The following is a 14,612-nucleotide window of genomic DNA, read 5'->3' as shown; positions in this document are numbered from 1 at the left end:
GAGAATAAACACGACAGACGGGAGCCACACATGAAGAAGTTACTTTTAGCCGCTATGCTCGCTACAGCCGCATTCAGCGCCGCCGCAGCAGATAAGATCAACTTTGGTGCTTCGGCAACCTATCCGCCTTTTGAATCGCTCGATGCCAGCAATCAGATCGTCGGTTTTGATATCGATCTGGCGAAAGCTTTATGCAAACAGATGCAGGCGGAGTGCACCTTTACCAACCACGCGTTTGACAGCCTGATCCCGTCTTTGAAATTCCGTAAATACGACGCGGTGATCTCCGGCATGGATATCACGCCGGAACGCAGCAAACAGGTCGCCTTCACCAGTCCGTACTATGCAAACTCAGCCGTAGTCATCGCTAAGAAAGGGGCATTTAAGTCTCTGGAAGATCTGAAGGGCAAACGCATCGGTATGGAGAACGGCACCACGCATCAGAAATACCTGCAGGATAAGCATCCGGAAATCAAAACGGTTTCCTACGACAGCTATCAGAACGCGATTATCGATCTGAAAAATGGCCGTATTGATGGGGTATTTGGCGATACCGCGGTGGTGAACGAATGGCTGAAAACCAATCCGCAGCTTGGCACGGTCGGCGAACACGTTACTGACCCGCAATACTTCGGCACCGGCCTTGGCATTGCGGTACGCCCGGAAAATAAAGCGTTGCTGAAAAAACTTAACGACGCGCTGGCGGCGATTAAAGCTGACGGCACTTACCAGAAAATCAACGATCGATGGTTCCCGCAGTAAGCTCTGGCAAAAACGGCGGATGGCGCAAGCTTATCCGCCCCGCCCTTTAATCTGCTCTGACCAGAAGCGTCAGCACCTCGTAATGCGCCGTATGCGGGAACATATCAAACAGCTGCACCCGCTCAACCCGATAGCCCGACAGGGACGAAATGTCCCGCGCCATGGTCTGCGCATTACAGCTTGAATAGATAATATACTTTGGCGCCACGCCGTTCAGGTAATAGCACAGCGCCTGGCCGATGCCGCGCCTTGGCGGATTCACCAGCACCAGATCGGGAATATCCCGCTGATCGGTGGCGAACTGCGTGGAATCCAGCGCCTGGAAGTGAATGTCTGTCAGCCCGAGTTTTGCCGCCGACAGGCGCGCGCTGGCGATAGCCTCCGGCGCAATTTCAATACCGGTCAGCTTCATATCCGGCGTCGCACAGTGCAGGCCAAACCCGCCCACTCCGCAGAATAAATCCCACATATGCTTAACCGGCAGCGCGCTCACCCAGTCGCGGGCGCTTGCATAAAGCGAGGCAGCAACGACGGGGTTAGTCTGGAAGAAGCTTTGCGGACGGATATACAGCGGCACGCCGTTAAACTGCTCTTCCAGCGCGCGCTGTTCGGTCAGCGGTATCTCCTGCTCCCCTTCCATAATGGCCATATGCACGGGCTGAATATTGGCGGAGATAACCTTTAACTGCGGCAGCTGCTGTTGCAGCCAGGGCAGGGCCGCGCGAAGCTGTTCGAGCTTGCCAGCCGAACGCAGCACGAAGCGCAGCATCAGCCCGCCGTCAAGCCGGCTCTCAGTCAGCAACAGATATTTCAGCTCGCCCCGTTTACGCGCCACGTTATAAGGCGTTAAGCCGGCGCGGGCGATAAAGGGTTTCAGCGTGGCAAAAACAGCCTGGAAAGATGCCGGGTACAGCGGGCAATCGGTCAAATCTTCGGCAGAGCCGTCGCGGTGCAGCATACCCAGCAGCGGTTTTTCCACGCTGCCGCTGACGACCATTTTGGCCTTATTACGAAACGCCCGTTCAGGACCGCTCACCGGCGCGCGCCACTCTGTCACCGCAACGTCACCCAGCAGCCGACGCAGGTCGTTCATTTTAGCGGTGAGTTGATCGGAAACGGGCTGTTCAATCCACTGACAGGAGCGGCAACGGCCTGCATCATAGAGCGCGCAATGCATAGTAAAACCCTGAAATAAGACGAGGGCGCAGATTGTATCACCGCGCGCTTACTGAAGTTTGAAAAAAAGCCTGCTGCGCGAAGGGGCAAAAAGCAGGAACAGCACCAGCATATCCGGCAGCTTCTGCATTACCAGCGAGTGGAAGATCTCACGTTTCGACTCGCCGGGAATGCTGAACAGCTCCGGATAACCCCAGCCCAGCGAAGCCGCCCACAGGTAGCTCACCGCTATCACCTGCGTGGCGAGATAGAGCCAACGTCCCCATGACTTTCCTTTCAGAATGACAAACGCACAGCGCACCTCGACGCAGAGCATGACCAGGCTGCCGAGAAAAATCAGCGTCAGGCTCCAGGTTTGTACGCTGCGTTGGACAAAATCTATCATCCCCCGTACGCCCAGAAGGTTAAGCAGCATCAGCAAATCCAGACAGCGGGTGGTCAGAATAGCGATGGCCGCCACCGCGACAAGCGTGGGGACGTTTAATTTAGCCTGATGACTGCGTCGTTTCCTGAAAATTTGCGCACCTCGCGTTCCATACGGCACAGCGCCGCGTCAGGCGCGGCGCTGGAGGTATAATAATTGCAGATTTTATGCGTTTCAGCCACGCCTTGCGCGCTGGATATCGCGCAGTCGCTGCTTTTCTGCTCGCGCCATAAACCACCACGCTATTAGCCCGATAACGCCCACCACGCCGAGGATAATCGACGCCAGAGCGTTAATTTCCGGATTTACCCCCATACGCACGCTTGAGAATACCAGCATCGGCAGGGTTGTGGCGCCGGGTCCGGAGACAAAGCTCGCAATCACCAGATCGTCAAGCGACAGGGTAAAGGCCAGCAGCCAGCCGGAGATAATCGCCGGCGCAATCATCGGGACGGTTATCACAAAGAAGACTTTCAGCGGCGTGGCACCAAGATCCATCGCCGCCTCTTCGATGGAGCGATCAAGCTCCCTCAGACGCGAGCTGATAACTACCGATACATACGCGGTACAGAACGTGACGTGCGCAAGCCAGATGGTCAGCATACCGCGGTCGCTCGGCCAGCCAATCGCATGTCCCAGCGCGACGAACAGCAGCAGCAGCGATAGCCCGGTGATAACGTCCGGCATAACCAGCGGCGCGGTCAGCATAAAGGCGAAACCCGTCGAGCCGCGGAATGTGCCAAAGCGCACCATCACCACCGCCGCGATTGTCCCCAGCACCACGGCCATGGTTGCCGCCGCTGCCGCAATCGTCAGGCTCAGCCCTACCGCGCTCATCATGGCGGAATCATGGAACAGCTCCGTATACCAGCGCGTTGACCAGCCCGCCCAGACCGTTACCAGCTTTGAGCTGTTGAAGGAATAAATCACCAGCATCAGCATCGGCGCATACAGGAAGGTAAAGCCGATAACCAGAATGGCAATTCGCCACGGGGAACGCACGACCGGTAAGTTGTTCATGCGTGGTCCTCCGCCGCTTTATTCTGGTATTTATGGAACCACATAATGGGCACAATCAGCAGCAGGAGCATAACGATGGCGACGCTTGAGGCCACCGGCCAGTCGCGGTTATTGAAGAACTCCTGCCACAGCACGCGGCCAATCATAATGCTGTCCGGCCCGCCGAGCAGTTCAGGGATCACAAACTCCCCGACCGCCGGGATAAACACCAGCATAGATCCGGCGATAATCCCGCCCTTGGTCAGCGGCACAATGACGCTGAAGAACGTTTTCAGCGGACGTGCGCCCAGATCCAGCGAGGCTTCCACCAGCGAGTAATCAATTCGCGTCAGCGCGGTATAAATCGGCAGCACCATAAACGGCAGATAGGCGTACACCACCCCGATATATACGGCAAGATTGGTGTGTAAAATAGTCAGCGGCTGGTCGATAACGCCCAGCCATATCAGCACGTTATTAAGCACGCCGTTATTTTTAAGGATGCCCATCCACGCATAAACGCGGATCAGGAAAGATGTCCACGACGGCAGGATCACCAGCAGCAGCAGAATATTGCGCGTCGATGGCTTGCTGTGCGCCACCGCCCATGCAAGGGGATAGCCTATCGCCAGACAGCAAAGCGTGGAGACCGCGGCAATCTGCAACGACTGTAAATACGCTTCCGCATAAAGCGGATCGTCGGTGAGCTGGAAGTAGTTAGCAAAGTTCAGCGCTACCGAAAGCCTATCGTCCGCCCACGTCAACAGATCGGTATAAGGTGGTATCGCACGCGCCATCTCCGCAAAGCTTATCTTAAAGACTATCAGGAACGGCAGCATAAACAGCAGGATCAGCCACAGATACGGCAGAGCGATGACCAGCTTGCGGCCATGCGCCATTTGCAGGCGCGCAAGCCACGTTGCGAGACCGCCTGCCGGCGGATCTGCCGGGCGTTCAGTTAATGTGCTCATTGCGCCCCCTTAAACCGTCAGAACTACACAACTTTCCGTATCCCAGCAAAGGCGGACTTCATCGCCCCAGCCAGGAGCGCCTTTACGGAAACGCCGATCGTTTTGCATCTGCGCGCTGATCATCTGCCCGCTCTTAAGACGCACATGGTAAATGGAGAGATCGCCCAGATAAGCGATGTGCACCACTTCGCCAACCGCAAAATTGAAGCCGTCGGCGGGCGGTTCGTCGCAGAGCATGACCTTCTCCGGGCGCAGCGCAATATAGACCGGCACGCCATCAACAACCGAGGTGTCGGGATCCACCTTCAGCGGATGGACAAGCCCCGGGCTTTCGACGATCAAACCGTCTTCTTCACGCGCTTTCAGCAGCCCTTCGAACACGTTAACGGAGCCGATAAACTCAGCGCTGTAGCGGGTTGTCGGATGCTCGTAGATCTCCTCCGGCTCGCCGATTTGTACAAACTTGCCGCGGTTCATAATGGCGATACGCCCGGCCATGGTCATCGCCTCTTCCTGATCGTGCGTCACCATTACGCAGGTCACGCCGACTCGCTCAAGGATATCCACCACTTCGAGCTGCATACGGTCGCGCAGTTTTTTATCCAGCGCGCCCATTGGCTCATCGAGCAGCAGCAGCTTCGGCCGTTTTGCCAGGCTTCGCGCCAGGGCAACACGCTGGCGCTGGCCGCCGGAAAGCTGATGCGGCTTACGTTTAGCAAACTCCTGCATGTGCACCAGCGCCAGCATTTCCTGCACGCGCTGGGCGATCTCCGCTTTGGGCAGCTTATCCTGCTTAAGCCCGAAGGCGATATTTTGTTCAACGGTCATATGCGGAAAAAGCGCGTATGACTGGAACATCATGTTGATCGGACGCTGATACGGAGGAACGTGGGACAGATCCACGCCGTCGAGCATGATTTGCCCGGTGCTTGGCGGTTCAAAACCGGCCAGCATACGCAGCAGCGTCGATTTTCCACAGCCGGAAGGCCCGAGCAGGGCAAAAATTTCACCTTTATAAATCGTGAGGCTGACGTCGTCCACGGCGTGTTGCCCGTCGAAGGATTTAGTCAGGTTGCGGATTTCCAGCAGCGGTGTCAGCGCCTTGCGAATTTTCGCCTGCGGGCGGGGGATTGCGTCGTTCAATTATGTTGCTCTCCGGCAAAAGCACAGAAGGGTGCGGCCCGGTTGCCGCACTAATGACGGACGCAGGCTAGCCTGCGTCCGTATTGGGGCAACCGCACCATCTGGGTGCAGCGTCCCGTTGCAAACCGTGTTAAGTCGCTAACAGGTTTACTTATTTCCCAGTTTTAACTTTAGTCCATGCGCGGGTGATCACACGGTCCACTTTTGGCGATAACACCTTCTGCGTGAAGAGCTTCGCACGGACATCGGCCGGCGGATAAATGCCCGGATTATCGCGTACTTCAGCATTCAGCAGCGGCGTGGCTTCTTTATTAGCGTTAGCGTAATAAACGTGATTGCTGATATTTGCCACCACGTCCGGCTTCATCAGGTAGTTAAGGAACTGATAGGCCTCGTCCTGATTTTTCGCATCTTTTGGCATGGCGAACATGTCGAAGTAGACCATCGCCCCTTCTTTCGGAATGGTGTACGCAATATTCACGCCATTTTTTGCTTCTTTGGCACGGTTGGCGGCCTGCAGAATATCGCCGGACCAGCCGATCGCCACGCAGATATCGCCGTTCGCGAGATCGTTAATGTACTGAGACGAGTGGAAATAACGAATGGAGGGACGCAGCTTCATCAGCAGATCGTTAGCCGCTCCGGTGTAATCCTTCGGATCGGAGCTGTTGGGATCTTTGCCCAGATAGTGCAGGACGCTGGCATAAACCTCGCTCGGCGCGTCCAGGAATGAGACGCCGCAGCTTTTGAGTTTTTCGAGATTTTCCGGCTTAAAGATCAGATCCCAACTGTTCACCGGCGCATCTTTGCCCAGCACGGCTTTCACCTTCTCGACGTTATAGCCGATGCCGGTCGTCACCATCATGTACGGAATGCCGTATTTATTATCGTGGTCGTTTTGCGCCACCAGCTTGAGCATTGCCGGATCGAGGTTTTTGTAGTTTGGCAGTTTGCTTTTATCAAGCGGCTGGAAAATACCGGCCTGAGCCTGGCGCTCCAGGAACTGGGATGAAGGAACCACCAGATCGTAACCGGTGCTGCCGGCCATCAGTTTCCCTTCGAGCACTTCGTTAGAGTCGAAAACGTCGTAGACCACTTTAATGCCGGTTTCTTTGGTGAAGTTTGCCAGCGTGTCCGGCGCAATATAATCAGACCAGTTATAGACGTGCAGCGTCTTTTGTTCTGCCGCAGCCACGCTGGCGGACGCCGCCATCACCGCACCTGCAACCAAAGCCGACAACCATTTTTTACGTTGGGCGAACATATCTCATTCCTTCTGAATAAAGGGTAAAACCTCGCGGTCGCGAGCTTAATTTACTCAATACGGCTTGTACGCGTGAAGTTCTCACATTCGAGACATGCAAGAATCATGCATCTCTATTCAGTCTGCAGCGAAAAAAGACCCGACGATTTCTGCAGACGTTGCACGCTTTTGGCAGCCCCGCAAGAATAACTGTAGCCAGGGTTGGCGAACAGAGCCCGGAGAAAAAAACGCCTTTTATCAATTTTTTAAGGATATCTGGTCTATGGGATCGGCCCGTGAAGGCATCAGGGGAGAGAATAATGCTGGCTGATGGGCTTTAAAGCAGAATAAAAAAGTGCAGAACGCAGCGGGTCCGACAGCCACTGCGCCTGATTATGCCGGCGTTAATGGAGAAAGTGAGTCTGAATAGCTGTGCCGACCGGCTCTTCTTCTTCAGCGATATAAAGCAGCTGGTTTGCGCAGGCTTCAAGGATGACCATAGAGATCTGCTCCTCGCTCTGTTTTACGAAGGCGGTAAACTGTTCACGTGTGACCCCAACCGATACCTGCAGCGACTGACAGACTACGAGCTTCGGCAGGTTATCGTCCTGCACGTCAAGAAACGCTTTCACGGTCAGCGAGCTTGCGTTAATCGAAGAGAGATCGGCAGCCAGCGGCAGCAAAGCGGAAGGTTTTACTTCAGCAAGCGCTGAAAAGAGTACGATATTATCAACCAGATCGATTTTGGCATCGTAAACACCCTCGAAATTCTGCATATGCGGCAGATGCAGCGCCTGGCAGGTATCGCACTCGAAAATAGTCACGCCAGTTTCATCCAGCCAGCGGCGTAAGGTGTCCAGGGTCGGGACAACGAGTGAATCCATAAATGCAGATGCCTCTTAAAGATGGTTAAAGTCGCGCCATAGCTTACGCAAAAATGACGCCTCATACTATGTTTATGCGCCCGGCTGGCGCTTATCCGCCGGTTTTCAGGCAAAAGCCGGGCTGCGCCTGTAGCTCTGTCCATTCGATCATAAGCGTTGCTATATCGACACCGCTTGTTTTTTCAATGCCTTCGAGCCCTGGCGAAGCATTGACTTCCATAACTAACGGGCCACGGCTGGCGCGCAAAATATCTACCCCCGCGACGTCAAGCCCTAAGGTTGTTGCCGCCTGCAACGCGATTTCACGTTCACGCCCGGTAATAGTGACCGGGTTTGCCTGCCCGCCGCGATGTAAATTCGAGCGGAAGTCGCCGGGTTTCGCCTGCCGTTCAATAGCGGCTACAACTTTATTTCCTATCACCAGGCAGCGAATATCCGCGCCCTGCGCTTCTTTAATATATTCCTGCACCAGAATATGTGCATTCAGGCCGCGAAACGCATCAATAACGCTCTCTGCGGCCTGACGCGTTTCCGCCAGCACCACGCCAATCCCCTGCGTCCCTTCCACCAGCTTCACCACCAGCGGCGCGCCGCCTACCATATCGATAAGATCGCTGGTGTCATCCGGGGAGTGGGCAAAGCCGGTCACGGGCAAATCAATACCCTGACGAGCCAGCAGCTGTAACGAACGGAGTTTGTCGCGCGCGCGCGTGATGGCGACGGACTCATTAAGCGGATAACTGCCCAGCATCTCAAACTGACGCAGCACCGCCGTACCGTAAAAGGTGATGGCCGAGCCGATACGCGGGATCACCGCATCATAATAGGGAAGCTGACGGCCCTTGTAATGCACCGATGGCGCCGCCGGGTTGATGTTCATATAGCATGATAGCGGATCGATAATTTCCACCGCGTGGCCGCGGCGCATCGCCGCCTCACGCAGGCGTTTACATGAATAAAGCGTACCATCCCGGGACAAAATGGCGATTTTCACCCTGCACCTCTGCGCAACGATAACAACGGCGCGTCTATCATATCACTGCGCCGCGCTTTCAACGATGGGGCAACGTAGCCGGCGACTTTTTCAAGGCGTCAATGAATTGCCGGTGGTGGTTGTGGGCTGACCGGGATCGTACAAGGTATACAGCTCTGCGGGGATTATCTTTAACGGCGGGCGGAACACCGCGCCACCGAGGAAACTAGCGTGTAGCCCAGCCCTGCCTATGCAAATAATCCAGGATAAACGGGCGGCTTTCTTTAATAACGGTGCGGCGAATATGGTCGCTCCAGGTGTCCCGCCGCGCGTTGCTGTCGCGGGAAAGGTAATAGCGGGCTATCTCCTCGTCGTACTGCGCCAGCCGCTCTTTATCAACTGGCTGATAGTGATTTTCATGCACCAGCATGGCGGCAGGCATACGCGGTTTTATACCGTGATCCTGATCGGGCCAGCCCAGGCACAGCCCAAACAACGGCAGGACATGCTTTGGTAAATCGAGAAGCCCGGTGACGGCTTCAATGCTGTTGCGAATGCCACCGATATATACGCCGCCCAGCCCCAGCGATTCCGCGGCGGTAAAGGCGTTTTGCCCCATAATGGCGGTGTCCACGGCCCCTAACAACAGCTGCTCAGCAAGACCCAGCTCGGCATCCGGGCAAATCTGCAACAGGCGGTTAAAATCGGCGCAAAATAACCAGAACTCCGCGGCCTGCGCCACGTGCTGCTGCCCGCCGGTTAGCGACACAAACTGTTCGCGCATCGTTTTATCAGTAATACGAATTATCGAACTGCACTGCAAAAAACTGGAGCTGGAGGCCGACTGGGCGCTGGCTATAATTGCCGCGCGTTGTTCGTCTGTGATGGGCTCATCGGTGAACCTGCGAATGGAACGGTGCGCGCATAACAGATCAATGGTCGGCGTCATCTCGTTTTTCCTTTGTCTTATCGGTTGGCAATTTAGCTTCTGGCAGCGGGCCTTTGGTCACCAGCGGTGCAATATGTTGCGCCATGGACCATACCATTAGCGCTGCTGCCGGGATCATCAGCGCAATGCCCAAAAATACCATGCCAATAGCGGCGCCAGCACTACCGATTGGTGCGGGTAAAGAGAGATATCCACGCACAGAGAGCCAGGCGAGCAGTAAAAAGCCGATACCGATAACTTCGAGTATTAATATCGGTCTGGGTAACGCACCGAGTGAACGCATCCGCTTGTCTCCAGAAGCAATTAACGCTTTAGTATACCCTGTTTGTCCGGCCCTGAAGAGGGTAGCCATAGATGCTGGATATCAAACTAACAGGCAGGACCTTCTTTTCAAAACGGCAACTTACCGGCATTATGCTTCTCATTCGCCGGTTCGGATCGGCCATAAAAACTAAGGAGATACCATGTTTGCAGTCATTTTTGGGCGCCCAGGCTGCCCGTATTGCGTTCGTGCTAAAGAGTTGGCTGAGAAACTGACCGCTGAGCGTGACGACTTTAACTTCCGCTACGTGGATATCCACGCTGAAGGCATCACCAAGGCCGATCTGGAAAAAACCGTTGGTAAGCCGGTTGAAACCGTACCGCAGATTTTCCTCGACCAGAAACACATTGGCGGTTGCACCGATTTCGAAGCTTACGCGAAAGAGCACCTGGCGTTGTTCCAGAGCGCAGAGTAGCAGGTAAAGATATGAAAAACCGGCTCAGCGAGCCGGTTTTTTTGTGCCTGTGGTCCGCCTGTGCAGCATATTGACCAGCAGCAAGCTCAGCGATCCCAGCGACGTCCAGAATACCGCGCTGAACAGCCAGGCCATCTCCTGCCAGAAAGAACGGACCGGCGTTAAGATGGTATGCGCCAGCACCAGGCAAAGCGGCAGCGCCAGTAATGCGCCCGTCAGCGGCCCCATTACTTTTCCGTCTTTAACCAGCAAGCTGGCTATGGCGCCGGGCAAAACAAAAAACAGACACCCCAGCTCCATATGACTCGCGGTTATAAAACGGCCTGGCGCGCATAAGTGTAATGACAGAAAAACCAGAATAAAGAGCACAAAGCAGCAGATTATCCCTAACCAGCGTTGTCCACGCCTGTACATACTTTCTCCTTCAAGTCACCTGTATCGAACCAATAAACCGTTACTCCTTGCCGCGCAAAGAGATTCAGATTTGATAAAGTTGCGGCTATCCATGCCAAAAATGCACGCTGTAATCAGCACAATATTCTTACTAGCCGTTAATGTTCATAAAGCTTAAACTAGCGGCCAATGTCAGGGGGTCACGTGTGATATTCAGATGCTTTTAATATACGTTACTTAATGCGGTAACTGGCAAAAACATTAACTTAAAAAACGCTTTCTTTCAATAGCTTACTGGTAAACAAGAAGTTAGCCTTCGTGAATATAAACGTCGCAGATTTGTTAAACGGGAATTACATCCTGTTATTATTTGTGGTGCTTACCTTAGGGTTGTGCCTGGGTAAATTACGCCTTGGTTCAGTCCAACTTGGTAATTCCATTGGTGTTTTAGTGGTCTCTTTATTACTGGGACAGCAGCACTTCGCCATCAACACCGACGCCTTAAACCTTGGCTTTATGCTGTTCATTTTTTGCGTGGGCGTGGAAGCCGGACCAAACTTTTTCTCTATTTTCTTCCGCGACGGGAAAAACTACCTGATGCTGGCCCTGGTCATGGTGGGCAGCGCTATGTTGATAGCCCTGGGTTTAGGGAAGCTGTTTGGCTGGGATATTGGCCTCACCGCCGGGATGCTGGCAGGCTCCATGACCTCCACCCCTGTGCTGGTGGGCGCCGGAGATACGCTGCGTCACTCCGGCATATCGGGCGATGCGCTCGCCTCCTCGCTCGATCACCTGAGTCTCGGCTACGCCCTTACCTATCTGATAGGTCTGGTTAGCCTGATAGTTGGCGCGCGCTATATGCCAAAACTTCAGCATCAGGATCTGCAGACCAGCGCCCAGCAAATCGCCCGCGAACGCGGTCTGGACACGGACGCCACGCGCAAAGTCTATTTGCCCGTTATTCGCGCCTATCGCGTCGGCTCCGAACTGGTTGCCTGGGCGGACGGTAAAAATCTGCGCGAGCTGGGCATTTATCGCCAGACCGGCTGCTATATAGAACGTATTCGCCGCAACGGCATTCTGGCTAACCCGGATGGCGATGCGGTGCTGCAAAAAGGCGATGAAATCGCGCTTGTCGGCTATCCCGATGCGCATTCCCGCCTCGATCCAAGCTTCCGCAACGGCAAAGAAGTGTTCGATCGCGACCTGCTGGATATGCGCATCGTTACCGAAGAGATCGTGGTAAAAAACCATAATGCCGTTGGCCGTCGCCTGGGACAGCTGAAACTCACCGATCACGGCTGCTTCCTGAACCGCGTCATCCGCAGCCAGATTGAAATGCCCATCGACGACAATATTGTGCTGAACAAGGGCGATGTATTGCAGGTCAGCGGCGATGCGCGGCGCGTGAAAACCGTTGCGGAACGTATCGGCTTTATCTCGATTCACAGCCAGATAACCGATCTGCTCGCCTTCTGCGCCTTCTTTATTATCGGTCTGATGATCGGCATGATCACCTTCCAGTTCAGCTCGTTCAGCTTCGGTATTGGTAACGCAGCAGGGCTTTTGTTCGCCGGCATTATGCTGGGCTTCCTGCGCGCCAACCACCCGACCTTCGGCTATATCCCGCAGGGGGCGCTGAACATGGTGAAAGAGTTCGGCCTGATGGTATTTATGGCGGGCGTGGGCCTGAGCGCGGGCAGCGGCATCGGCCACGTTGGCGCGGTCGGCGGGCAGATGCTGATTGCCGGCATAATCGTCAGCCTCGTGCCGGTAGTGATTTGCTTCCTGTTTGGCGCCTATGTCCTGCGCATGAACCGTGCCCTGCTCTTCGGAGCGATGATGGGCGCACGCACCTGCGCGCCCGCAATGGAAATCATCAGCGACGTGGCGCGCAGCAATATCCCGGCCCTGGGCTATGCGGGCACCTACGCCATCGCTAACGTATTGTTAACGCTGGCAGGTACGCTCATCGTCATCGTATGGCCAGGTTTGTGATCCGCATCATAGACAAAGAAAAATAGATTTTTTTTTATAACGAACAGAACTTTTTGCGTGGGCGCCAGTCTTAATTAGTGCCACTGCTTTTCTTTGATGTCCCCAATTTGTGGAGCCCATCAACCCCGCCTCTTTGGTTCAAGGTTGATGGGTTTTTTATTGCCTGCAATCCAGTACCTTTCTAATCAATCCCTTACACCTACAATTTCCCAAGCATGGCGACAAAGTGGCGGCAGTGCTGAAACCTGTCGCAGACAAACTAAGTTCCTCCCCTGTTTTTATTTCGATCTTCTCCTTTTGAAAACAATCGATCCCTGACAGCAAATGAATAAGAATCAGAAAAAAGTCAGCAAAGGAAAGCCGCATGTTCGATTTTTACCCTGAAAAAACCTACAGCAGAACGGAAGTCATGAGTAAGCCAACGCCGGTTCCCGCAGTGGACGGCGTCTATTTTTGGTGGTTTAAGGAAATCCCCCCTGGTGTACCGACTGCGGGCTGCATTATCTGTGACGACTACACGCTGATGTACGTTGGCATCTCACCAGATCAACGTGGGAAACCCAACAGCCGTTCGAATTTAAGAAAACGTATCAAAACGCATTACAGCGGCAATGCAGCAGGCTCAACGCTCAGACGTACATTGGGAGTGTTACTGAGCGGTGAAAGTAGCTTCCCGCTACGCCGGGTTAGATCGGGCTCCAGAATGACATTTACTCACCCAGGCGAGCAGTGGCTTGATTTCTGGATGGAAAAGAATGCCAAGGTTCACTGGATACCTGTAGAAGCGCCATGGGAACTTGAAAACACTCTGATCGCATCGATTGCCCTCCCAATAAACATTCAGGGAAATGCTCATGACTTTAGAATGACGCTTTCAGGAATGCGTAGTCAGGCTGCAGCAGAGGCAAGATTGATGGAGATTGCTGATGAGCGGACTTTCAAAAGAAGATTAGCAGCGCAGTGACGTGATGATGTGACACTGCGCTAAGCGGGCCTGAATCAGTAAGCTAATTGTTCCTGCATTCCTTTCGGATGAGGCGGTGCGGCGCTGATTTTTTGCGGACGGCATACACGTTTCATGGGGCACGAACGTATGCCCGCACTCGATATTGGTGCACTGGTTGTATCGTTCTTTGGTTTCACTGGAAACCTGAAAGCTACTGCGTGTATGCGCGGCCTGGCCACACATCGGACAATTCGTCATTTCGTTCCGCCCTCACTCTTAACCAGTTCGCAATAATGATACATCATTGTTCTCAATTTGGAACTAATCATTCAATGTCGAACTCATCAATTTTCACTTCGAGATCCAGACTGGTGGTAAATCCATTGTCCAGATTGACCGTATGGGTCAGCGTGGTGATGGTCCACTCCGCATCATCAATGGGCTGCTTAAAGCCACCCACCTTAACCGGCATTTCGATATAGAGACCGAAATGCCCGGAACTTCACAAAGTGACGTCCGGGATGGCTATCCACAAAAAATGGCTTCAGACCTACTTCTCCACGCCGTCCAGCCTGACACACAGCGCGTACCCGTTCTGGTCCGACGCACTATTTAAACGGGGCCGCACCAAAGCGGACAAAGTGGATATTGACCTGACTCACAGCAGCCTGGCCCCTGGCCTGATCTGTCCGGACGGGCGTTACCGCCAGATTGTGACCGTGGAAGATGCAGTGCGCGGCGGCTGTAACCTGTTCGATATCGACCAGCTGCGCATGGAGTACAGCCCGGATGAATACCAGAACCTGCTGATATGTGAGTTTGTCGGCGATCTGGCATCCGTGCTCCCGCTCTCCGCCGCGCCACCACCGCCTGTGGCAACCGTCCGACCTATGAAGCCAGCCGCAGCGAAGAAGCCAGCCATGCCGATCTCGCTAGGGCAACGATGCACGCGCTGTTTAACGAACTGCTGCAGGGCGAAGCCGCCAATACCAGCAATATTGTGGAGATTTTTGG

At 54.3% G+C, this 14,612-nt stretch carries 15 protein-coding genes and 3 pseudogenes; 5 read left to right on the top strand and 13 right to left on the bottom strand.

Annotated elements, in window-relative coordinates:
- Window positions 1-30 precede the first annotated feature (30 nt).
- A complete protein-coding gene (artJ, locus tag WLO31_RS06590) occupies window positions 31-762 on the top strand; it encodes an arginine ABC transporter substrate-binding protein ArtJ (RefSeq protein WP_435929683.1) in 732 nt (243 codons plus the stop codon).
- A gap of 46 nt (window positions 763-808) precedes the next feature.
- Here the strand turns inward: artJ and rlmC are convergent, their stop codons facing one another.
- The 10 genes from rlmC to WLO31_RS06540 form a co-directional block, all read right to left on the bottom strand.
- Window positions 809-1,939, bottom strand: a complete 1,131-nt coding sequence (rlmC, locus tag WLO31_RS06585) for a 23S rRNA (uracil(747)-C(5))-methyltransferase RlmC (protein WP_435929682.1) — start codon at window positions 1,937-1,939, stop codon at window positions 809-811.
- Between the two features lie 48 nt (window positions 1,940-1,987).
- Complete coding sequence (locus WLO31_RS06580) at window positions 1,988-2,455, bottom strand: YbjO family protein (protein ID WP_435930535.1); 468 nt, start codon at window positions 2,453-2,455, stop codon at window positions 1,988-1,990.
- An 81-nt stretch (window positions 2,456-2,536) separates the two neighbouring features.
- Entirely contained in the window at window positions 2,537-3,382 is an 846-nt protein-coding gene (gene potI, locus WLO31_RS06575; RefSeq protein WP_435929681.1) for a putrescine ABC transporter permease PotI, read from the bottom strand.
- Window positions 3,379-4,332: a putrescine ABC transporter permease PotH gene (potH, locus tag WLO31_RS06570; protein WP_435929680.1), complete on the bottom strand. Its 954-nt coding sequence runs from the start codon at window positions 4,330-4,332 to the stop codon at window positions 3,379-3,381. The genes potI and potH overlap by 4 nt, the downstream gene beginning before the upstream one ends.
- Before the next feature lie 9 nt (window positions 4,333-4,341).
- Complete coding sequence (gene potG / locus WLO31_RS06565) at window positions 4,342-5,475, bottom strand: putrescine ABC transporter ATP-binding subunit PotG (protein ID WP_435929679.1); 1,134 nt, start codon at window positions 5,473-5,475, stop codon at window positions 4,342-4,344.
- Between the two features lie 151 nt (window positions 5,476-5,626).
- Entirely contained in the window at window positions 5,627-6,739 is a 1,113-nt protein-coding gene (gene potF / locus WLO31_RS06560) for a spermidine/putrescine ABC transporter substrate-binding protein PotF (protein ID WP_435929678.1), read from the bottom strand.
- A 383-nt stretch (window positions 6,740-7,122) separates the two neighbouring features.
- On the bottom strand, window positions 7,123-7,602 hold the full coding sequence (locus WLO31_RS06555; RefSeq protein WP_435929677.1) for a YbjN domain-containing protein: 480 nt from the start codon (window positions 7,600-7,602) through the stop codon (window positions 7,123-7,125).
- A 91-nt stretch (window positions 7,603-7,693) separates the two neighbouring features.
- Window positions 7,694-8,596 (bottom strand): 30S ribosomal protein S6--L-glutamate ligase, encoded by a 903-nt coding sequence (gene rimK, locus WLO31_RS06550; RefSeq protein ID WP_435929676.1) that lies wholly within the window; start codon window positions 8,594-8,596, stop codon window positions 7,694-7,696.
- 205 nt (window positions 8,597-8,801) lie between these two features.
- Window positions 8,802-9,524 carry an oxygen-insensitive NADPH nitroreductase gene (nfsA, locus tag WLO31_RS06545; RefSeq protein ID WP_435929675.1) on the bottom strand — a complete coding sequence of 241 codons (723 nt, stop codon included), beginning with the start codon at window positions 9,522-9,524 and terminating at the stop codon, window positions 8,802-8,804.
- Window positions 9,508-9,807, bottom strand: a complete 300-nt coding sequence (locus WLO31_RS06540) for a YbjC family protein (RefSeq protein WP_435929674.1) — start codon at window positions 9,805-9,807, stop codon at window positions 9,508-9,510. Before WLO31_RS06540 ends, nfsA begins: the two co-directional genes overlap by 17 nt.
- A gap of 181 nt (window positions 9,808-9,988) precedes the next feature.
- Here WLO31_RS06540 and WLO31_RS06535 point away from each other — a divergent pair, with 181 nt between their 5' ends.
- Entirely contained in the window at window positions 9,989-10,261 is a 273-nt protein-coding gene (locus WLO31_RS06535; protein ID WP_121267231.1) for a GrxA family glutaredoxin, read from the top strand.
- 24 nt (window positions 10,262-10,285) lie between these two features.
- Here WLO31_RS06535 and ybjM read toward each other — a convergent pair whose 3' ends face one another.
- The gene (gene ybjM, locus WLO31_RS06530; protein WP_435929673.1) at window positions 10,286-10,675 is read right to left on the bottom strand and encodes an inner membrane protein YbjM; all 390 of its coding nucleotides are present in this window, start codon (window positions 10,673-10,675) and stop codon (window positions 10,286-10,288) included.
- 297 nt (window positions 10,676-10,972) lie between these two features.
- On the opposite strand from ybjM, the gene WLO31_RS06525 reads away from it, so the two are divergent.
- Window positions 10,973-12,652: an aspartate:alanine antiporter gene (locus WLO31_RS06525; protein WP_435929672.1), complete on the top strand. Its 1,680-nt coding sequence runs from the start codon at window positions 10,973-10,975 to the stop codon at window positions 12,650-12,652.
- Between the two features lie 364 nt (window positions 12,653-13,016).
- Complete coding sequence (locus WLO31_RS06520) at window positions 13,017-13,616, top strand: GIY-YIG nuclease family protein (protein WP_435929671.1); 600 nt, start codon at window positions 13,017-13,019, stop codon at window positions 13,614-13,616.
- A 35-nt stretch (window positions 13,617-13,651) separates the two neighbouring features.
- Here the strand turns inward: WLO31_RS06520 and WLO31_RS06515 are convergent.
- A pseudogene (locus WLO31_RS06515) lies at window positions 13,652-13,856 on the bottom strand (ogr/Delta-like zinc finger family protein).
- Between the two features lie 67 nt (window positions 13,857-13,923).
- Window positions 13,924-14,088: pseudogene (locus WLO31_RS06510) on the bottom strand (hypothetical protein); the annotation flags it as partial.
- Here WLO31_RS06510 and WLO31_RS06505 point away from each other — a divergent pair.
- A pseudogene (locus WLO31_RS06505) lies at window positions 14,084-14,610 on the top strand (terminase large subunit domain-containing protein); the annotation flags it as partial. The pseudogenes WLO31_RS06510 and WLO31_RS06505 sit on opposite strands and share 5 nt — an antisense overlap.
- Between the last annotated feature and the right edge of the window lie 2 nt (window positions 14,611-14,612).

This window comes from Dryocola sharpae, assembly GCF_051307055.1.
Taxonomy (GTDB): Bacteria; Pseudomonadota; Gammaproteobacteria; order Enterobacterales; family Enterobacteriaceae; genus Dryocola.
This window is presented reverse-complemented; position numbering and strand designations above follow the sequence as displayed.

Excerpts from the sequence above, each read along its gene's own strand:
- artJ (WP_435929683.1), top strand. The coding sequence starts at position 31 with ATGAAGAAGTTACTTTTAGCCGCTATGCTCGCTACAGCCGCATTCAGC.
- rlmC (WP_435929682.1), bottom strand. The coding sequence starts at position 1,939 with ATGCATTGCGCGCTCTATGATGCAGGCCGTTGCCGCTCCTGTCAGTGG.
- potI (WP_435929681.1), bottom strand. The coding sequence starts at position 3,382 with ATGAACAACTTACCGGTCGTGCGTTCCCCGTGGCGAATTGCCATTCTG.
- potH (WP_435929680.1), bottom strand. The coding sequence starts at position 4,332 with ATGAGCACATTAACTGAACGCCCGGCAGATCCGCCGGCAGGCGGTCTC.
- potF (WP_435929678.1), bottom strand. The coding sequence starts at position 6,739 with ATGTTCGCCCAACGTAAAAAATGGTTGTCGGCTTTGGTTGCAGGTGCG.
- WLO31_RS06555 (WP_435929677.1), bottom strand. The coding sequence starts at position 7,602 with ATGGATTCACTCGTTGTCCCGACCCTGGACACCTTACGCCGCTGGCTG.
- nfsA (WP_435929675.1), bottom strand. The coding sequence starts at position 9,524 with ATGACGCCGACCATTGATCTGTTATGCGCGCACCGTTCCATTCGCAGG.
- WLO31_RS06540 (WP_435929674.1), bottom strand. The coding sequence starts at position 9,807 with ATGCGTTCACTCGGTGCGTTACCCAGACCGATATTAATACTCGAAGTT.
- WLO31_RS06535 (WP_121267231.1), top strand. The coding sequence starts at position 9,989 with ATGTTTGCAGTCATTTTTGGGCGCCCAGGCTGCCCGTATTGCGTTCGT.
- ybjM (WP_435929673.1), bottom strand. The coding sequence starts at position 10,675 with ATGTACAGGCGTGGACAACGCTGGTTAGGGATAATCTGCTGCTTTGTG.
- WLO31_RS06520 (WP_435929671.1), top strand. The coding sequence starts at position 13,017 with ATGTTCGATTTTTACCCTGAAAAAACCTACAGCAGAACGGAAGTCATG.